The 21,405-nt window shown below is 30.8% G+C and carries 16 protein-coding genes and 1 pseudogene; 13 read left to right on the top strand and 4 right to left on the bottom strand.

What is annotated here, in order from left to right; all coding sequences use genetic code 11:
- Positions 1 to 134 precede the first annotated feature (134 nt).
- From K5V07_RS09285 to K5V07_RS09300, 4 genes are all read left to right on the top strand, one after another.
- Entirely contained in the window at positions 135 to 710 is a 576-nt protein-coding gene (locus tag K5V07_RS09285; RefSeq protein WP_236363241.1) for a Crp/Fnr family transcriptional regulator, read from the top strand.
- A gap of 76 nt (positions 711 to 786) precedes the next feature.
- Positions 787 to 1,395 (top strand): short chain dehydrogenase, encoded by a 609-nt coding sequence (locus K5V07_RS09290; RefSeq protein WP_221917238.1) that lies wholly within the window; start codon positions 787 to 789, stop codon positions 1,393 to 1,395.
- 83 nt (positions 1,396 to 1,478) lie between these two features.
- Positions 1,479 to 2,000, top strand: a complete 522-nt coding sequence (locus tag K5V07_RS09295; RefSeq protein WP_144893626.1) for a GNAT family N-acetyltransferase — start codon at positions 1,479 to 1,481, stop codon at positions 1,998 to 2,000.
- A 457-nt stretch (positions 2,001 to 2,457) separates the two neighbouring features.
- Positions 2,458 to 3,198, top strand: coding sequence for a DUF3891 family protein (locus K5V07_RS09300; RefSeq protein WP_221917239.1), 741 nt, complete (start codon positions 2,458 to 2,460; stop codon positions 3,196 to 3,198).
- Positions 3,199 to 3,601: 403 nt separating this feature from the next.
- Here K5V07_RS09300 and K5V07_RS09305 read toward each other — a convergent pair whose 3' ends face one another.
- Positions 3,602 to 4,300 (bottom strand): pseudouridine synthase, encoded by a 699-nt coding sequence (locus K5V07_RS09305; RefSeq protein WP_221917240.1) that lies wholly within the window; start codon positions 4,298 to 4,300, stop codon positions 3,602 to 3,604.
- Between the two features lie 460 nt (positions 4,301 to 4,760).
- Between K5V07_RS09305 and K5V07_RS09310 the strand changes: the two genes are divergently transcribed.
- Positions 4,761 to 5,018: a hypothetical protein gene (locus K5V07_RS09310; RefSeq protein WP_221917241.1), complete on the top strand. Its 258-nt coding sequence runs from the start codon at positions 4,761 to 4,763 to the stop codon at positions 5,016 to 5,018.
- A gap of 139 nt (positions 5,019 to 5,157) precedes the next feature.
- Positions 5,158 to 5,802 (top strand): CatB-related O-acetyltransferase, encoded by a 645-nt coding sequence (locus K5V07_RS09315; RefSeq protein WP_221917242.1) that lies wholly within the window; start codon positions 5,158 to 5,160, stop codon positions 5,800 to 5,802.
- 233 nt (positions 5,803 to 6,035) lie between these two features.
- On the opposite strand, the pseudogene K5V07_RS09320 reads toward K5V07_RS09315, so the two are convergent.
- Positions 6,036 to 7,505: pseudogene (locus K5V07_RS09320) on the bottom strand (YifB family Mg chelatase-like AAA ATPase); the annotation flags it as partial.
- 61 nt (positions 7,506 to 7,566) lie between these two features.
- Between K5V07_RS09320 and K5V07_RS09325 the strand changes: the two are divergent.
- The 4 genes from K5V07_RS09325 to K5V07_RS09340 all read left to right on the top strand — a co-directional run bounded on the left by K5V07_RS09325 (position 7,567) and on the right by K5V07_RS09340 (position 11,885).
- Positions 7,567 to 9,354 (top strand): recombinase family protein, encoded by a 1,788-nt coding sequence (locus K5V07_RS09325; protein WP_221917244.1) that lies wholly within the window; start codon positions 7,567 to 7,569, stop codon positions 9,352 to 9,354.
- Between the two features lie 58 nt (positions 9,355 to 9,412).
- Complete coding sequence (locus tag K5V07_RS09330) at positions 9,413 to 9,850, top strand: hypothetical protein (protein WP_221917245.1); 438 nt, start codon at positions 9,413 to 9,415, stop codon at positions 9,848 to 9,850.
- A 42-nt stretch (positions 9,851 to 9,892) separates the two neighbouring features.
- A complete protein-coding gene (locus K5V07_RS09335; RefSeq protein WP_221917246.1) occupies positions 9,893 to 10,240 on the top strand; it encodes a hypothetical protein in 348 nt (115 codons plus the stop codon).
- A gap of 160 nt (positions 10,241 to 10,400) precedes the next feature.
- A complete protein-coding gene (locus K5V07_RS09340) occupies positions 10,401 to 11,885 on the top strand; it encodes a DNA/RNA helicase domain-containing protein (RefSeq protein WP_221917247.1) in 1,485 nt (494 codons plus the stop codon).
- Between the two features lie 94 nt (positions 11,886 to 11,979).
- On the opposite strand, the gene K5V07_RS09345 is transcribed toward K5V07_RS09340, so the two are convergent.
- Positions 11,980 to 12,579 carry a recombinase family protein gene (locus K5V07_RS09345; protein ID WP_221917248.1) on the bottom strand — a complete coding sequence of 200 codons (600 nt, stop codon included), beginning with the start codon at positions 12,577 to 12,579 and terminating at the stop codon, positions 11,980 to 11,982.
- A gap of 1,462 nt (positions 12,580 to 14,041) precedes the next feature.
- Here K5V07_RS09345 and K5V07_RS09350 point away from each other — a divergent pair.
- Positions 14,042 to 14,311 (top strand): hypothetical protein, encoded by a 270-nt coding sequence (locus K5V07_RS09350; protein WP_221917249.1) that lies wholly within the window; start codon positions 14,042 to 14,044, stop codon positions 14,309 to 14,311.
- Positions 14,312 to 14,514: 203 nt separating this feature from the next.
- Positions 14,515 to 17,106 carry a hypothetical protein gene (locus K5V07_RS09355; protein ID WP_221917250.1) on the top strand — a complete coding sequence of 864 codons (2,592 nt, stop codon included), beginning with the start codon at positions 14,515 to 14,517 and terminating at the stop codon, positions 17,104 to 17,106.
- Positions 17,107 to 17,168: 62 nt separating this feature from the next.
- Here the strand turns inward: K5V07_RS09355 and K5V07_RS09360 are convergent, their stop codons facing one another.
- Complete coding sequence (locus tag K5V07_RS09360; protein WP_221917251.1) at positions 17,169 to 17,930, bottom strand: hypothetical protein; 762 nt, start codon at positions 17,928 to 17,930, stop codon at positions 17,169 to 17,171.
- 461 nt (positions 17,931 to 18,391) lie between these two features.
- On the opposite strand from K5V07_RS09360, the gene K5V07_RS09365 reads away from it, so the two are divergent.
- A complete protein-coding gene (locus K5V07_RS09365; protein ID WP_221917252.1) occupies positions 18,392 to 21,379 on the top strand; it encodes an amidohydrolase family protein in 2,988 nt (995 codons plus the stop codon).
- Positions 21,380 to 21,405 lie beyond the last annotated feature (26 nt).

Below are 21,405 nucleotides of genomic sequence, written 5' to 3' on the forward strand. Positions count from 1 at the left end.
AGTAAATCAATGTCATATTTTTTAAATCATCAATGATTTGAATGGGATTTAAAACTCTACACTTGTAATTGCTAACTTTGCAAAACAGCAAAATATAAATACGAATTATAGAATTAAAGCTTAAAACAAGTACTATGTTTAAGAAAAATCAACTGTTGGAATACTTACAACAATATAATTTATTCACAGATAGTGAAATAAGTGAATTTATAAGTTTAGCGACTATTTCTACGATAAAAAAAGGAGATTTTTTCATTAAACAAGATGAAATCTGTACCACGCTTTCCTTCGTGAATTTTGGTATTTTTCGATCATTTTATTATTCTAATAATGACGAAGAAATAACCTATTGTTTTACCTTTCCTAATACATTATTAGTGGCTTATTCTTCATTTATTACACAGAATAAATCAGAAGAAAATTTACAAGCTTTAACCGATTCTGAAATAATTTCAATTTCAAAAAAAGAATTAGAAAACCTTGCGGAATCAAACAATAAATGGTTGAATTTTTTAAAAATAATTGCTGAAAAAGAATATGTTGAACTCGAAAAATGGATATTTAATCATCAAAAATCCAACGCCCAAAAACGATATGTAGATTTGATACACAACCATCCACAATTTGTACAACAAATTCCACTTCACTATATAGCGTCCTATCTTGGAATTACTCAAAGACATTTAAGTAGAATAAGAGCATCGATTTAATTATTAGACAAATGTCCTACGTGCTTAGTAGGGCAGGAGTGTAATTTTGCACTTCAAATTAAAAATAATTAAATATATGAAAACAGTAATTTTAATAGGTGCTAATGGGAAAATGGGAAAAGCAGCACTTACAGGTTTAGGAAAACACAAAGTGATTACAGCAGGTCGCTCTCAAGACGGTTGTGACTTCCAAGTTGACATTACCAGTGAAGAATCTTTGAGAAAATTATTCAAGGAGGTTGGTCACTTTGATGCAGTTGTGAATACAGTTGGCGTATGTGAATATGCAACCTTCGAGGAAATGACTGAAGCGCAATGGATGACTACAGTAATGAGTAAAATGATGGGGCAAATCAATATTGTTAGAATAGGTCAGGAATACATTGCTGATAAAGGTTCCTTTACGCTTATTACAGGTATACTAAATTTAAAGCCAATTCCTTTTGCTATTGCAGATGCAACTACAAGTGGTGCCATTGATACCTTTGTAAAATGTGTATCCTTCGAAATGCCAAGAGGTATTCGTGTAAATTCAGTAAATCCAACAGTTTTAGCGGAGGCTTGGGATGTTTACGGCGATATGATGCCAGGATTTCAACCTGTACCAAGTGCATTGGTTGGTAAAGCGTTTGAGCGATCGGTTGATGGATTTATTACTGGTCAAGTGATACTTGTTGATGCATAATTAACAAAAATTACAGCATATAGTCTTTTCAAAAAAGAAATTGACTATATGCTGTTTATTATAAAATAAAAAGAAAATCAAAAATGAACTTTCAAATACAGAATAGCAACAGTACCGATACCGACGAAATTTTCCGTTTATACAAAATCGCAACCGATTTTCAGAAGACGAGATTTACCCATCACTGGCCAGAATTTGACAGACAACTTATTGAAACTGAAATTTTAGAAAACAGACAATGGAAAGTAGTGGTTGATGGTAAAATTGCTTGTGTCTGGGCGACAACTTTTGACGATCCACAAATTTGGGAGGAACGTAACGAAGAACCAGCTATTTACATTCACCGAATAGCAACCAGTCCTGATTTTCGCGGACAAAATTTAGTGGGTAAAATCGTTGAGTGGGCAAAAATTTATGCTATTGAAAATCAAAAAAAATTCATTAGAATGGATACAGTTGGCGATAATTCAGGATTGATTAATTACTACACAAAATGTGGCTTTGAGTTTTTAGGTTTATTAAAACTTAAAAATACTGAAGGACTTCCTGCACATTATGACAACGCAACGGTTAGTTTATTTCAAATTGACCTAAACTCTAAATGAAAAAATAATTTCTCCTTTTTTATATTTTTGTGTTCACTCCTTCTTAACAATTGAAAAAATTAAAACCGTTCATTCCAAATTGTCTAATAAAAAAGGACTTTAAGACCAAATAAAACAATAGCTAGCAGCCAGAATTTCGTTGCTTGCGTGACAAAAACAATGTTATCTAATCCCTTACACCAGCTCATGAACACTAGCAAAAGTGGATCACTATAAATTTGTAAAAGGCACCAGCGGGAAGCTCGTCATCGCAATGGCATAACTCCAAGAGTTTTTAATTTATCTGTTACGCTTATAACTTGAACTTACATAAATTTATTATTCCACTTTTTTTAATTACTACCAAGGTTAGAATTATTGCCTTCTTTGGATATATTATGGTAAATTTGAATTATAAGAGAATTTTCTATAATGAAATCTTTTTTATTTTAAATATTAATTTGAAAACCTCCGTATTATGATTGTTGCTTCACATGCTAAAGGTTGGAAAATTATAAACCAGCGCTCTCACGGCCTTTTAGCTGCGATGATAGGATATCAATACGATATTGATTTGCCAAATGATATCATTGTTCCAACACTCATTGCAATTGCAGAGCATGATGACGGGGTTGTAGAAACATTAGAAAATAAAAACCTAACCAAGGCAGGTGCGCCAAGACATTTCTTAGTCAACGATGAATCTAAAAAAACGGATTTAAAGCGATACCTCAATGTAATGGAAAATGCAACTTCAAAAAGTCAGTTAAATGCATTATTGACCTCCTTACATTTAGATTTCATTTGTGGTGATTCAATTCACGGTCAAGACCAGAATTTGAAAACTTTTTTGAAGGAGCAAGAAAAAAACCGCAAAGATATTTTCAAACATTTAAACATAAACGAAGAATACATGCATCGCTTGTACCGCCTTGTAGAATGGTGCGATGCTTTTTCACTTCTTATTTGCATGGACAAAATACAACCCGAAGGACGTAAAATGGAAGTGTCTGAAAGCCCTGATGGTGATATGAGTCAAACGTTTTACAAGGCTGAAAAAGAAATCACAGTAGAACCTTGGGTTTTCAAAAATGATAGTTTCACGGTTTTTTACGAATATAAAATTATCGAGCAACTACAGTTTAAATCAGTGGAAGAATTTAACGAAGTTTGTAAAAAAGCAGAAGTTCAAAGGGAAGAATTTGTGTTTTCAAAGTAGCGTTTTTATTATTTTATATTTCTGTTTGCTAATTTGGGTTTTACAAGTTTGGTGAAACAGTAGTTGAACTAAATCTACGGTAGCACTACTGCTAATTTCCATCATCTTGTGAAGGTCTTATAATGTGAAATTTATGACTAAAAAAGAAATCGTTCAACTGCAGTAAGAGAAAAGAAAATCCTGAACTACGCCCAGAACGAAGTAACATTTTGAAAAATAAATTTATCGTAAAAGTTGCGAAAATATCTATGAATTTAACCTTTAAATTTAAATCCGTAAAAATAACATTCGATATAAATGTCTCAAGAATTAATCAAAAATCTGAAATATGATCCTATTTATACTGAAACTATTGCTTCAAAATACAGCAATAACTTAAAGCATTGCTTTACAAATCAGCATGCTATTCATACGTACTCAAATCTAGATTAAGAATAGTACCTACTCTGCTAAACTCTTCATTAATCTTTGCATTCAAGATTAATTGTTCATTTGTTATGGGATGATTAAAAATTAATTGATGCGCATGAAGCATCATTCCTTTCAGTTCAAAATGCTCCAACCATAATTTATTTTGTTTGTTGCATCCATGTGGCCGACTTCCTAAAATGGGATGAAAAATATGTTTGAAATGTTTTCGTAATTGATGCATACGCCCAGTTTCAGGAATCGCTTCAACCAAACAATATCGTGACGTTGGCTGTTTGTTAAATTCCAAATCAATTTCAACACTTTGCAATCGATGAAAATAGGTTACTGCATTTTGTACAACACCATCATCATTAGTTAAATCATAATCAATCGTTAATTCTAGGGGTGACCAACCACGTAAAATTGCTAAATATTTTTTTTCGACTTCGCGCAAAGCAAAACGATCATTCATGATTTTTAAAACGGCTGTATCCAAAGCAAATAACAAGACACCAGATGTTTTGCGGTCTAACCGATGAATAGGATAAACATGTTGCCCTCCTATTTGATTTCTCAATTCTTGGATTGCAAACACTTTTGCATCGCGCGCATAAAATGATTTGTGAACCAACAATCCACTTGGCTTATTAATTGCAATAATATATTCGTCTTGGAACAGAATTTCTAACATCTGGCAAAAGTAAAAGAGATCTTTATCGAAATCTCTCTTTTGACGTATTTATTTCTATCCTATTTTAAATAAGCTATTTTTTTGTAGTTTTAATCTACTATATTTACCTTAAAAAACTAAATAAAAGGATGTTTTAAGACAATCTGATAATAATACAAAACCTATGAATGCAGACCGATACATAAAACTAGGACGACTAACAGCGTTAATTTCATTTTTGATCGGGACCTGTATTTTTAGTCTTTATTTTCTAAACTCATCGGATGAAGTACTTATCATTGGTTATAGTTTTATCCCTTTTATAGTTCTAATTAACATTGGGATCCTTATTTTTATTTTAATTAAAGCTAAAACGGATAAAGACAGTAGAAAAAAACTACTTACATCTTGCAGCCTTATGTTGCTAAATATTCCTATACTATTTCTTTATTGTTGGTTTACATTTATTCTGCTTAACACCATGAGAATCAATTTTACAAACACAACACAAACAACTTTGACAAACATAAACATTGTGGGTTGTGGCGGTGGAAAGATTGACAAACTAGAAGTTGGAGAAAGTGAAACTGTTTGGATTGAGATTCCAAGAGACTGCTCCATTAGTATTGAATACTTATCTACCGGGCAACAAAAAAAAGAAAGTGTTGTAGGTTATGCAACCAGCAGTATGGGACAAAAAATGAAACATGCTATAGGTAAAAATAAAGATCAATTTTAATAAATTGCATAACTGGAACATACAACAGAATGCTAATTATTAAATTAGACCACACCTTACTGCTCAACTAAAAACACAATGAAGTTTTAGAAAAGTAGAATCTCTCGAAAATAAAAAGATCATCTAGAAAAATTCAGAAATGAAAATCCCAAATAAAGACACCCAATTTCCATTAGAAAATTACAATAAACTTTGTTTTTTAAAAAACACAATCACAAACCCTAACATAATTATTGGAGATTATACCTATTATGATGATTTTGAAAACGTTGCTAATTTTGAGAAAAACGTAAAATATCATTTTGATTTTATAGGTGACCAATTAATTATCGGCAAATTTTGTATGATTGCTTCTGATGTAAAATTCATAATGAATGGGGCAAATCACCTAACAAAATCAATAAGTTCTTATCCCTTTGCAATATTTGGAGAGGATTGGAAAAATGCCATGGAAGGAAAACAGTATCCTAATAAAGGAAATACAGAGATAGGAAACGATGTCTGGATTGGGTATAATTCTACTATAATGCCCGGAATAAAAATAGGTGACGGGGCGATAATTGCATCGAATTCGACGGTAACTAGAAATGTAGAACCCTACTCCATCGTTGGAGGGAATCCAGCTCAAGAAATCAAAAAAAGATTTACAAAAGAACAAATTGAAAAATTGTTAACAATACAATGGTGGAATTGGGATATTGAAAAAATTACTAAAAACATTCAAAATCTTACTGATGATAAAATTGACCCGTTTATAAATTCGGCAAATAGCCATGAGCTGTAAATTTGAATAGGTTCATTAAAATGACTCGAAGGTCAAAATAAAAAAGACTATTTCATTACTTTTATACTAGTCCTAATTCCGTTTTTCATAGCTATTTAGATATAGCAACGTAATATTATTTTAGATTTAAAAAATATACTACGATATATCATGAATTAATGTCTTGTAAAAAGTAAGACTATCATTTATGTTTTTTATAGTAGACCATAATTTAAAAAAAATCCTCAAAAAAATTATCCCAACCAACCATCGCGATCCAAACTTCGATATTGAATAGCTTCCGCAATATGGTTTGACTGTACTGCTGAAGCTGCTTCAAGATCAGCTATAGTTCGCGCTACCTTTAAAATTCGGTCGTAAGCTCTTGCAGATAAATTCAGGCGCTCCATAGCTGTTTTTAATAATTGTTTTGATACCTCATCAAGAGCGCAATACTCCCTGATTTGTTTAGTATTCATTTGGGCATTGTAATGAATGTGGTCCATTTGATCAAAACGTACAGATTGTATTTCTCGAGCTGCAGTCACGCGCTCTCTAATAGCAACACTACTTTCGGCTTTTTGATCATCTGAAAGTTTATCAAAAGGAACAGGAGTTACTTCAATATGAATGTCTATTCTATCTAGCAAAGGCCCAGATATTTTACTTAAATACCGATGCATTTCATGTGGCGAGGACGTTTGTGGAGCATCTGGATCATTAAAAAAACCACTCGGACTTGGATTCATACTAGCAACAAGCATGAAAGATGAGGGGTATGTGACCGTAAACTTGGCTCTAGAAATAGTTACTTCTCTATCCTCAAGAGGTTGACGCATTACTTCAAGAACATCTCTTTTAAATTCTGGTAGCTCATCCAGAAATAGAACTCCGTTATGCGCCATAGAAATTTCTCCAGGTTGAGGATAACTTCCTCCACCTACTAAGGCGACATTAGAAATAGTGTGATGCGGACTTCTAAAAGGCCTTTGATTCATCAAACCCACTTCTTTAAGTTTACCTGCAACACTATGAATTTTTGTAGTTTCAAGTGCTTCGCGCAACGTCATGGGAGGCAAAATACTTGGTAATCTTTTGGCAAGCATAGTTTTTCCTGCACCAGGCGGACCTATTAATATAATGTTGTGTCCACCAGCAGCAGCAATTTCCATACACCGTTTTATGCTTTCTTGTCCTTTAACATCACTAAAATCGAATTCAGGAAAGTCTAAGGTTTTATAAAATTCGGCTCGTGTATCAATTGTGGTAGGTTCTAGAGTTCCTTTGCCTTCGAGAAAATCAATCACTTCTTGAACGTTTTCAACACCATAGACTTCAAGTCCAGCTACAATGGCAGCCTCTTTTACATTTTGTTTAGGCAGGAAAAAACCTTTAAAACCCTCTTCTTTAGCTTTGATTGCTATCGGCAAGGCTCCTCTTATGGGTTGCAAACTTCCATCAAGAGACAATTCTCCCATTATAATGTATTGTTCTAGAGCATCTGCTTTGATTTGGCCTGAAGCCACTAAAATGCCAATTGCCAATGTCAAATCATACGCAGAACCTTCCTTACGTAAATCTGCAGGCGCCATGTTAATTGTGATTTTTTTTCCAGGCATAGCATAGGAATTGTTTTTGAGCGCGGCAGCAATACGATAACTACTCTCTTTTATGGCATTATCTGGTAAACCTACAAGATGGTAGCCTATACCCTTATCCATATTAAATTAACTTGTTATTGTAAACTAGTAGGTATATATTTGCATAAGTTTAATACTGGGAAATATGGACAAAGTAGCGATATACGCAAGGGTTTCAACCGTTGACGGTAAACAGGAATTTGAAAGACAAGTTAACGACCTTACAAGAATAATCAAAAATAGTGGCTATACTGATGAACAAATCGAAATCTTTACAGAAAAGATAAGTGGATATAAGAAAGTTGAAGACAGACCAGAGTTAACACGGATGCTTAACATATGTGAAACAACACCACAACACTTTAAAGCAATATATATAACAGAGGTTTCGAGGTTGGGTCGTAATCCAAGAACAACACGTGACAGTATAGAAAGGTTATGTGATTTAGGTGTGCAACTACACATAAGTAATCCACCACTATCAACACTAACAACCGAGGGAACACGAAACAACATCGTACATATGATGTTAGGTATTGCTATCGAATTTGCTGACATCGAAGCAAAGACCACTAAAACAAGGATGGCAAGTGGTAAGTTAACACGTGCTATGAAAGGTAAAACTACAAACAATAACCAACCATACGGTTATACAAGTAATAAAGATGGTTACATCATTATTGATGAAGATGAAAAGATAATCATTGAGCAAATATTTGAAAGTTACCAAAGTGGCATAGGTACACGTGTTATTGCTAACACACTAAATGAAATGAAAGTACCCACCAAACTAGCTAAAACAAAACCTAATCAATTACTAAACTTTAATAAATCAATACCATCAATTGCGGGTAATGACATCAAATGGACTGATGTAGTAATACGACAAATATTAATCAATACCATATACAAAGGTGAAAAGAAATATTTAAACGAAATAATTAATGTTGAACCTATAATATCAGTTGAGGTGTTTAATGAGTGTAATGAACTTCTTAAATCAAAAAAAACAAGGAACATACTAACCAAATACGAATACTTACTTAAAGATGTTATTCGTTGTGGTTGTTGTGGTCGTGTGTATATGGGGCGTTATATTGTAAAAGGTGATGCGGTTTATAGATGTACTTCAAGTCTTAAAACTCGATGTGCTAACCGCAGTATTAATATAAGTTTAATTGAAAGTGTAATATATAGTCTTATTCTTAATAGTGATGCGTTACTTAAAACGCTCGATAATCCTAACGATATGCTAAACCAAATCAAAAAGGAATTAAAGCAACAAGAACAACTACTTAAGAATGAAGAAAAGGAACTAACTGCAAAAGAGAAGCAACTTGAAAACCTTTTAACAACTATGACGCTTTCAGCAAATCCAAATTTTAGTTTATATACTAAGATGGAAAGTGGAATACTAACACAAATTAATTTATTAAAAGATAAAATAGGACTTTTAAAGAAAGATATTTTCTCAAAGGTGATAACTATTCAAAACTTCAATATTGAAGCAACAAGCCGAGATATGATAGTCAAAGCACAACACAACCGAAAAGAGTTAAAGAGTATATTCAAACAGTTTGTCCATAGTATAATAATTAACGATATGGGTAACGGTTATGTACTAGCGAATCTAACTATAAAAATTAACGGTGTTGTTTACACTAACCAAAGACTTAAGTTATTTATTTATGCAGATGGTGTGCGCAAGTATGGGGGTCGAAATGAAAAATTATATAAATATCTTTCAGTACTTCATTTAATAAATGAGGCAACATATAAGAATAGCATACTTACAACCGATATACAAGATATTAAAGAAGAGTTTGAGCGACTAGATGAACAAACGAAAGATACCACAGGATTACTACCACCTTTAAAATTCAACCAAATAAGTAAAGAAAATAGATTATACATTAACGAATTTGATTTATAATTTGTTAATAAGAAAATAATTACTTAATATTTGCAGTACACTAATAAATATACATCATATGGCACTATCAATCGAAAGACAAATTGAAATAATTAGAAACAGAGCAGAACAAGAAATAAAAGTTCTTGAAATGGCTAGCCAAGCAGTTGAAGCAAGAAAAGAACTGCAAAAGATTTTTGACAAAGAACAAAAGGAATTAATTAGCACACAAAATTTAAAGAAAATTGAATTTCTTGCTAAGTATGGTCAAACATTTGAATTTGAATCAAAGACACCATCAACACCGTTACAAACTAAGTTAAATTTTGTCACAGGAATGGTTAATGTAGATGGTAGTGCAAAATATAAATTGAATGAGGGTGGTACTGCTATACTAGGTGCAAAAGATGAACCGCTTAAATCAACTATTGTATTCAGATTTAACGGGAAAAAGGAAACACTTAGTGCTAAAACATTACTTCAATACTTAAAAAAGAACTCTACATTAACAAGATAAGCAAGTAAAAATGATAAGGTCTAATTATTAAAGCTATAGATTATGATAATCAATTATGAAGAGCAGTCGGATGTAACATTATTTTTACTTATTCATCAATATAATAATATTCTACAGGATATAACACCAGCGGTAAAAGAATTCGATAAAGTGTTACAGCTTATGGAAGAAAAATTACCTACTATTAAACCTCACTTGAACACATTAACGGAATCGTTGACAGGTGAAGCAAAAGAATCCGTTAAATACATAAATGATTTGATGAACGATACTCAAACATTAACCGTTGACTCAATCACAAATATTACCAATGTATTAAAAAAAGAATTTGAAAAATTGAACAGGTTAACAGAAATAATAACGGCAAGAGATTATCATCAAAAAAAATAAAAATAATTTATAAAAGAAAGTTTTTTATAAAAAAGAAAGGCTAATGTAATTCATAGCCTTTCTTTTTTTTAATACATAGCGATAAAATCAAAAAAAAGTATTAGCACAAAATTCATTAACAAAAGAATGACTAAAATTAGCTTAATAAACAATAACCAAAATGAAACAAATCAATATCATCTCCCTACTAAGTGCGTACAAAGATTTAAATAAAGAATCTTTTAGCTCTTATCTAGATTATCATTCAATTACAATAAAGGTTAGCGAATTAAAAGATTTACAGAGCCTAGTTGATATACTAATAACAAAAACTAAAAATGTAGCCTTGTTTGATAAATACTTCTCTGGCTATTCAATTCCACAAATTAGTAAAGAATTTGATTTATTAAGAATAGATGATGAAACCGTAGTTAATATCGAATTAAAAAGAACAAGTACCGAGGATATAATTTTAACTCAACTAATACAAAATAAATACTATTTAGATTTCTTAAACAAAGAATTACACAGTTTTACTTTTGTTGCAGATACAGGAAAATTATACACACTGGATGACCAAAATCAACTAGTCGAAGTAAGTTTTAAAAAACTAATAGAAGTACTATCATCACAAAATGTACAAAAGATTAATAACATAGATAGCTATTTTGACCCCTCAAATTATCTCGTTTCACCGTTCAACTCTACAAAGCAATTTATTAAGAATAAATACTTTCTTACAGCTCATCAAGAAGAGATTAAAAAGAATACATTAAAGCAATTTGCATTACCCACTACTTCAATAATTTCTATTATAGGAAATGCAGGAACAGGTAAGACGTTGCTAACTTATGACATTGCGAAGGAAGTGTCCGATACAAAGGAAACACTTGTAATACATTGTGGTTATTTAAATGAAGGACATATCGCTCTTAGAGATAATTACGGTTGGACTATTATTCCTGCTTTAAATATAGTACACACGGACTTATCAAAATATTATCTAATAGTTGTTGATGAGGCACAAAGAATTTATCCAGAACAACTTGACCATTTAATCAAGGAAGTTAAAAAATATTCAACCAATATATTGTTTTCATACGATGGTCAACAAACACTCCGAAAAGGTGAAGAAAATAACAATGTTGCACAAACTATTGAAAAAGAAGTAACGATACCAAAGTTTGAACTAACTGATAAAATTAGAACAAATAAAGAGGTGGCTACTTTTATTAATTGCTTATTTAGCAAAAGGAGAAATCTAAAAAAATTAAATTATGAGAATATTGAACTGTACTATTTTAATAATAATACAGAAGCTAAACTATTTTTAGGTCAATTACAAAATGAGGATTGGAAAATAATTAATTATACACCAGATAGAACAAAAACATTGCCATACGAGCGTCATAATCTTGAAGGTGTTGACGCTAATGCTCATAAAGTTATTGGTCAGGAATTTAATAATGTTGTTGCGGTTATCGGTGAACATTTTTATTATAAAGGAGATTATCTTTCAACAAAAAACTATAAAGAAAACCCCTATTATCATCCAACAAAAATGCTATTTCAAATAGTATCTAGAACTAGGATTAAACTAGCTCTTATAATTATAAATAATGAAGAAGTTCTTAATAGATGTATGGAAATTTTGAATCAGAAATAATTAATATAATCATAATAGATTATTAAATTGTACAACATATATAAATAAAAAGGCTATCGTAATTGATAGCCTTTTTTTATATGATACTTAATTATTATTTATCTAATATCTTTTTTACTTTCTGTACAGTTGCTAAACTAACATTTGAAATACTTGCAATTTTTCTAAGTGATAAATCACTATGGTTATTAAGTGTTTTAACAACTAGTTTATACTTTTCTAGAACTTCGCTATCACTAGCACCCGACCCTTTAACCCTACCTTTAAATTTACCTTGTGCAACCGCTATTTTAATTCCTTGCGCTTGTCTTTCTTTTGAGTTGGTACGTTCCATCTCACTAACATTAGCTAACACATCACTAATTATCTTAAACGTTGGATTAACTTTATTATTAACAAGGCTTTCAAGACCAAGGTTATCAACTTTAACAGTAATATTCATTTTATTAAAATATTCGATAGTACTTTGAATATCAAATGTATTACGCCCTAACCTATCAATTGCTTCAACACTAATATAAGTAACCAAACCATTTTCGATAGCTTGTATTAACTTACTTGCTTCACTTCTCTCATTGAAAGGAACTGCACCGCTAATAACATCGATAAATACCTGTTCATCTTTATTTGCATTGACAGTTTGACGGATTGTGTTTTGAGTTGCTGAACTTACTCTTATGTATCTTGCTTTCATTTGTACCTTGTTTAGTTGAACTCTACAAATGTATAATATAAATATATTGTATGCAAATAAAGTATACTTATTTTTCGGTCATTTTACTTAAAGTTTATTAACGCATTAACTAGGCTTACAAGTGTATTTATATAAACACTCTAAACACATACATTAAAATTACTATAATGACCTTGACAAGGTGAACACCCAATTAATAAATCAAATAAAAAATTATTAAACAAAAAAAATACCTACTTTTGCAAATAGGTATTCAAATCAATTTCCACCAGACCCAGTAAATAAGTCTACTGGTTTAAATAGTAGACTAGCGTTTAACTTTGATTTCAAAGATTAACTTTCTAATCTGTTTTACTAGGTAAGCTAATAAATAGATACCACATAAACCCGAAAAAAAACTTAAGTACCACATAGTATTTAAATTTAGAGTTAATAACTCTATCACTAAAACCAAAGTTCCTAGCTTTGGTTTTTTTTATGATGCTAGTTTCTCTAGCAAGTTATTTCGACAAATATAACAGTTTATATTAAGTTTCAATACAATTCAAAATGATATAACTTATTGGAAAAAATAACCAAAAACATAAACGATTATAAACAACTATAAATGTGGTAAAATGTTTTAAAATGTGGTGATTATATATGTATTTATATTTGTTTTCAATGAATAAAAAAATATTAAAAGTTATAAACAATTAATAATTTACTTAATTTATAAACATAAATACTATATGCTTCGAAAACCTACTTATTATCCTTTTTATAAGCCGTAAAAAATATTTATAACGTTTGATTACACAATGATACTAAACAATGATTTCATTATAATTAAGCCACTATATTAAACTTATACACATAACGCTAACGGGAGAAAGTAAGTACAATAGGTACAGTTAATAACCAATGAATACCACATAAGGAACATTACTTTTAAGGACAAAAATTTTAAAAAAAATTTAACGCACATATCCATTGTACACTCCTACCTCAATTGTACACAAACCACAGGAAGGGGGTAACTAGCAAAAGTAAAAGTAAAAAAAACTAAACATTAACCACGGGGGGGGGGCATGGGTACGGGAGAGGGGGGGGTATTTCCCAACGATAACGGTTTTATATTATTAACCCGTATATTAAGATACTTAATTATAAAATAGGTAGCGTCACCACAGTTCTTTATATATATACCACTCCCTATGACGCTACCTAATTATTTTCAACTTAACAGTATATACAAAGGCTCGCAGCGTATTTCCCATATTGGACGTGAGGGCAAAAACTTACAACGCCCTCACCTATAACCTTAGAACCCCCCAAAAATGGGACAAAACACCCTATAACAATTTGTTATAAATATAACAATTATAATCGTTTTTGTTAAATAACTAAAAATCGCTTTACTTTCACCTAAACCTAGAGTATAATTATAATATAACGAAAGAATAAATACTTTAAAATTAAAATGAGTAACCAAAAAAAGAAATGGGGTATTAACAAAAACCCAAACGAATTAAAATTACAAGAACGTAAAGATGCTATAATACTATTATCGTTCCTAAACATCTATCAAACATATGAAACTGCTATAATAATGTATAGAGAATATTGGTTAAATGTGGTGTATGAATTACCGAGTACTAAAGATGAAAGTTACAATAGTGTAAAACAATCGAGAGCATTAGCAATGCGAAGAATTAAACAAGTATTTAATGATTATATCATAATCAACTAAAAACAAAAAAAGTGTAACTAGTTGTTACACTCTTAAAGATTGGGTTTGACCGACCTAATAAAATAATGTTCATCTACTGATTAATATCTTGTTAGGAATAGCTAACAACAATGAGCAAAAGACTTACTATCTATTAATAAATATACTACTGTTTAACACAAAAGTAAAATTTATTTATTAAGTCATTAATACCAATTTTAAAGGTGTTAGAGAATGTTAAAACAATTAAATTTAATTCACATTATGTTAGCGGACAAGCTAAAGAGTTAATAACAAATTTCGATAGAAATACATATATAATAAAAGGTAGCACTGGTATAGGTGGAACTACTGCCCTACTTAACTACACAGAATCGAACTGTTTAATCATATCACCAAACGTTGGAATGATTAAAGGTAAAGAAGCTAAAGAGTACACAAGCGATAAACAACTATTCATTTATGCAAGTTCTAAGGATAGATGGAGAGATGCGATTGACTACTTAGAAAATGAAGAGAATACAAACATAGTAATCAACACCACACCCGACCAAATTTGTTTAATTAGAGAAACGAATAAAGAACTATATAATAAGATACGAACCTTTAATGTATTTGTTGATGAGTTCCACGTATACACCACGGATGCAACGTTTAGAAATAGCGTAGGGCAACTAATGGAACTAATATTTAATGAATGGAAAGCAAAGTTTAAATTATCAACGGCTACACCCAATTACAATTTAATAGATATTCCTACAGGAATTGATATTGATATATACCGAATTGAGAGAGAAAACCAACCAAAGAAAAAAATAGCATATTCATATGATGTTAACGATGCAAAACCATTTATATATGATGAGGTTGCACAAGGTAGACTAGTTGTATTGTTTACGAATAACAGCCGTTACCACAAATCATTTAAAGATTTACGAGTACATAACTTAATAGGTGAAACACTTAGAGTTAAACTAGCACCTTTTTTGCGTGGTCAAAATGGCATTGACTATCCAAGTGATACACAACTATTAATAGTTAGTAGTTCATACTATGCTGGGTTCGATATAGATGATGATTGCAGTATGATATTTGTTAGTGAGGAATTAATGCCACAAAATAAAATTAATATTAACAATCTTATGCAAGCATATGGACGTGGACGTGCTGATATACACAAAGCGTTATATATTAATGCTAGAGCGTTTAAAAATATAGCCAACAAAGAAACTACCATTAACGATGTAAACAAGGCACTAGAGCAAGCTAAAACAGATATTAACAATGCAAATAATGAGTTAAAAGATAATGCTAACTACACACTTAATCCAATCTATGTTAACAGTTCAGAAATAAGAGCAAAAGCAATTCAAGTTGCAAATGATTATATACAGTTCAATCGTAGCGTTATGATTGGTACGCTTGAAAGCAATAATTTTGAAGTTGGTGAGTATGACAACCAATATGTTAATGATATAGTTACACAAAGTACAACAACACTATTTCAACACAGGATAAAAAACCTTTTGGAAATGAGCGAAAAGAATCTTTTATATAGTTATCTAACAATTAAAAAGAACTTAACATATAAAGACAACCCAACGTTTACCACTAGCTTAGCACTTGAATATGTAACGAGTATGATACTTAAAAAAAGTGATTGTCATTTAGTTGAAATGCTAGACAATAAACGATTAAGAGCAAATGAATTGTACAGTTCCGTTAACTTATTTTTGAGAGTTAACCACGCTACAAAGTATCTAAGTGAACAACTAACAGAGAAGCAAGAAAGAGAAGCAAGAAGAGTACATAAACAAGATAAGTATAATGATAAATTAGATAGTATGTGGTGGTTGATTAAAGATTGGTATTTATTATATGGAGTTCATAAAGCTAAAAAAGGTATACTACCATCTAGCATTGAACGTGAAATATTAATCTATAAAGAGTTTTATGATGAGGACGTATACAATAATAATGCAAGTGATAAACATAACCGCATACGAAAAACATTAGCACAAATAATTAAACAACTAACGGATGCAAATATATTACTAGTTGATAGTGAATTAAAATGGTTAAATGATGTGATTAAAAACAGATATAAAAGCCTAGATAGTGGTGAAACATTAACTAACAACAATACGAAAGCACACTTAATTAAAAAGATGGTTAACGCTTTATTATTTCTTTGGTCAGATGGTAAGAATGAAATAATAAAAGAGGTTAAAAGTAGAGAATATCACAGTATAACACAATTACCAAGTGCATTCCGTTGTATAATACCGATTAAATATATTAGTGTTGATTTAACAAGTGCAAATCCTCAAATAGTGGATAGTATTTTAGGTACAGGGGTTGCACTTGACGTTTATAGAAACTTAATAAGTACAAGAAACATAACAAGAAATGAAGCGAAAGTAGTGTATAACTCTTGCTTAAACAATCATAAGTTAACACAGGATAGAGCATATAAAATCTACTTGGATTGTGGTTATGGTGAAATGAAAGCAAAGGAACTAAGCAAACTAACTGCACAAGTTGATAAAGGTTCGTTCTATGAGATTATGACGTTAAATGAGAAACGATTAATGGAAAACTACGCAAGTATACTACCTATTAAAAGTTATCGCTTTCACGATGCTATAATTATGCAATATGAAGACGTTGTAAACAGTAATATTGAATTACCTACTATCGTTAATGAATATATATATCATACAGATTTTTTTCACGATGCAAGCGATTACGATAAAGTAACTAATGATAAAGTGTATTCTAAAAACGGTTTCATACCTAACTATAAAGTTGCGTAGCAAATAATATAAACATCGATACAGAATAAATAAATAAGCTACTTAGAAATGAGTAGCTTTTTTTATTCAAATAAATCATCTAGTTTGGTTATATACACCTTTTCTTTTTTTGATTTATCAACGATATTAATAAAAATATATTTGTCATTAAAGTATAATATTTCTTGTTTTGTATTTGGAAATTTGGTTTTAACATCTAAGTTTAATTTTTCAATATTTATGATTGGAATCGCTGAAAATTGATTTCTATGTAATTTTTTGAACATAAAAATAATTATCATCACATACAGAATTAATAAAAATAAATTAAATACTTTATAAATGTGTTTAAGTTTAAAGCTTGCTGTTTTATAAGCAATGTTTAAAAAATGATTACACCCGATAATTAAAAATGGTATTAAAATAAAACCATTTTTAGTACTAGAGGCTTTTAATAAAACATATGAAAAATACCAAAGAATAACAACACCAAATAACCATAATAAAAAGAAAGAAACAGTATATACTAGTAGTTTAGTTTTGTTATTTTTTATTTTCCGTGCAGTCAATAAATCTATTGTACTCTCTTTTGATTTCATAATTGCACTATAAAACAAATGAGTTCCAAAAATAGGTGATGAAAAATAAATAATAATATACAATACCAATAAACCATCTGATACAATTTGTGAAATTGAAAAGAATCTTACGAATGCAATTGAAATATTCAATAATTCAAGCAATTGCCACAATCCACCAATAAAAGCTGGAACAACAATAATAATATTCAAATTGTCTTTTAAAAAATCTACTATCCTTTGTACTTTAATACCCGTTTGAATCATTTCAACATAATTTTTTATAAATACAAATTAACTGAATCAATATTATTATTGACCCGATTGTCATTATTATTTTATACATCAATTTTGATTGCTTATTCATTCACTAATATTTTACCAATTAAAAAATACTTATCTTCCAACCTCAATACCTACTAGTTTATTATTACTATTTCAACTGTTATTGTTGTCGCTTCAACGCCAAAAACAGCACTCCCAAAAACCTTTACTAACATATATAATTATTTTAAATTAAAATTAGTAAAAACTTTTCTTATATTTTAACACAATGACAAACAATGTAAAAAAATATAATTGTTTAAATAAGCTCTTAAAATAAAAACTTTTTAAAACTTTAAAAGCAAAGTAAATCACTATAATAAAAAACAAATGTTAAATTCATATAAACAGCCTGCACTCTTTGTACAATTTTTTACTTTTAAGAACTAATTAGAAACTAAACTATGAAAAAAATTCTATTTCTACTTTTATTTAGCGTGGTGCTATCTAAAACGTATGCGCAGGAATACTTTCCTAACAACGAAAGTATACAAAACAAGAGCAGTAATTTTACCGCATTTACAAATGCTAAAATTTATGTAACTCCTACACAGATTATTGAAAAAGGTACCTTACTGATTCAAAACGGAAAAGTAGTAAGTGCGGGAACCTCAGTTGCAATTCCAAAAAACTGTACTACAATAGACCTTGAAGGAAAATCTATTTACCCATCCTTCATAGACATTTACACGAGTTTTGGAATTGAAAAACCAAAAAGTGTTGCTGGTCCACGTATGCCTACATACGACACAAAAAGAATAGGGTATTACTGGAATGAAAGCATACTAGCTGAGGCTAATGCATATGAAAACTTTAAATACGACCAAGCCAAAGCCGAAGAATTACTTAAAGCTGGTTTTGGAGTAGTAGGAACTCATGTACCTAATGGAATTGCAAGAGGAACAGGAACTTTAATAGCATTGAATAATTTTGAAAAGCAAAACCAATTGCTGGCAGACAAGTTAACCAATCACTTTGCTTTTACAAGGAGCGTTACCACAAATCAATCTTATCCTGGGTCCTTAATGGGAATGATGGCGTTATTAAGACAAATGTATCATGATTTAGACTGGTATAAAAAGGGGAACTCTGCTACTAAAGATCTTTCGCTTGAGGCACTTGCAAATAATGAAAAATTAGTTCAAATATTTGCATCGGAGGACAAATTAAACAGTTTACGTGCCGCCAAAATTGCTAAAGAATTTGGCTTAAACTATGTTTTAAAAGGAAACGGAAACGAATTTGAAAGAATTGAAGAAATAAAAAACACCAATTCTAAATTTATAATTCCAATAAACTTCCCAGAAGCGTATGATGTTTCGGATCCAAACCAGGCTAATCAAATGGAGTTAAAAGACTTGCGTTTTTGGAATCAAGCTCCTACAAACTTAAAAGTTTTATCAGACAATGGAGTGGTATTTGCTCTGACTACTGATAAATTAAAGAAAATTGAAGATTTTAGAACAAACCTTTTAAAAGCTATAAAATTTGGTTTTGACAGTACCAAAGCTCTAGAAGCATTGACTACTATTCCTGCAGCAATTTTAGGAAAAAGCAATGAAGTTGGATCGTTAAAAAACGGAAGCTTAGCTAATTTCGTAATTGCATCAGGCGCCATTTTTGATGAAAAAACGATTTTATACGAAAACTGGGTTCAAGGTAATAAGTTCGTAATAAATGATTTAACCATCAAAGATATTAGAGGAAATTACGACCTTACCATCAATAATGAAAAATTCAAATGGAAAATCAATGGTGAAGTTAGCGCACCAAAATCAGAAATTACAACTGTTGATGCCAAAAAAGTAAACTCAAAACTTTCTATGAGCAACAATTGGTTATCTACCGTGATCAAACCTTTGGATTCAACCAAAACTAGTTTTACAAGATTGATTGGGTTTATTGATGATACCCAAACCCTTTCTGGAAAAGCAGTTTTATTTGACGGAAAAGAAGTAAAATGGTCTGCAGTAAAAACAGCTCCATTTGTAAAAACCATCGATTCTACTAAAGTTGAAAAAAACAATTTTGTAATCCCTAGAACATTCCCAAATACAGCATTTGGAAATCTTAGTAAACCTGCTGCGCAAACTATCTTGTATAAAAATGCAACAGTTTGGACTAACGAAAAAGAAGGAATCCTGACAGAAACAGATGTTTTGGTGAAAAACGGAAAAATTGCAGCAGTGGGTAAAAACATTTCGGATGCCTCTGCTACTGTAATTGATGCCAAAGGAAAACACCTTACAAGCGGTATTATAGATGAGCACTCTCACATTGCGATTTCTAATGGAGTGAATGAAGGCGGACACAACTCTAGTGCCGAAGTAACTATTCAAGACGTAGTAAACTCTGAAGATGTAAATATATACAGAGAACTAGCTGGTGGTGTAACAACATCGCAATTATTACACGGTTCAGCAAACCCTATTGGTGGTAGATCTGCCATTGTAAAATGGAAATGGGGAGCTGCAGCTGATGAAATGTTATACAAAAACCAACCAGGATTTATAAAATTTGCACTAGGAGAAAACGTAAAACAATCAAACTGGGGAAATACAAATCCTACTCGTTTTCCACAAACAAGAATGGGTGTTGAACAAGTTTTTATTGATTATTTTCAAAGAGCCAAAGAATATGATTTGAGCTGGAAAGCATTTAACGCAAGTAATAAAAAAGGAAAAGCTCCTAGAGTAGACATAGAACTACAGACTCTTGCTGAAATATTAAATAAAGAACGCTTTATTTCTTGTCACTCTTATGTACAATCAGAAATATTAATGTTAATGAATGTTGCTGAAAAATTTAATTTTAAAGTAAATACATATACACATATCCTAGAAGGCTACAAAGTGGCTGATAAAATGAAAGAGCACGGTGTGGGAGCTTCTACTTTCGCTGATTGGTGGGCTTACAAATTTGAGGTAAATGATGCTATTCCTTTTAATGGTCCTATTATGCACAACGCTGGACTTGTAGTTGCCTACAACTCTGATGATGCTGAAATGTCAAGAAGATTAAATCAAGAAGCTGCTAAGGCAGTAAAATACGGAAATATATCTGAAGAGGATGCGTGGAAATTTGTAACATTAAATCCAGCAAAATTATTGCACATTGATGATAAAGTGGGTAGTATAAAAGCAGGTAAAGATGCTGATATTGTATTATGGAGTGACAATCCATTATCTATTTATGCAAAAGCAGAGCAAACTTTAATTGAAGGAGTTGTGTACTTTGATGCAAAAAAAGATCTTGAAAAAAGAGTAGAAATCACAAAAGAAAGAAGTGAACTGATAGGTCAATTGTTACAAGAAAAAAACAAAGGAATGATCACACAAGAGCCTAAAAAGAAAGAAAGGAAAGAATATGAGTGCGATACTCTTGAGGAGTAACACTTTCTCAATTTCATACTTTAAGC

Source organism: Flavobacterium sp. CHNK8, assembly GCF_019774515.1.
Taxonomy (GTDB): domain Bacteria; phylum Bacteroidota; class Bacteroidia; order Flavobacteriales; family Flavobacteriaceae; genus Flavobacterium; species Flavobacterium tiangeerense.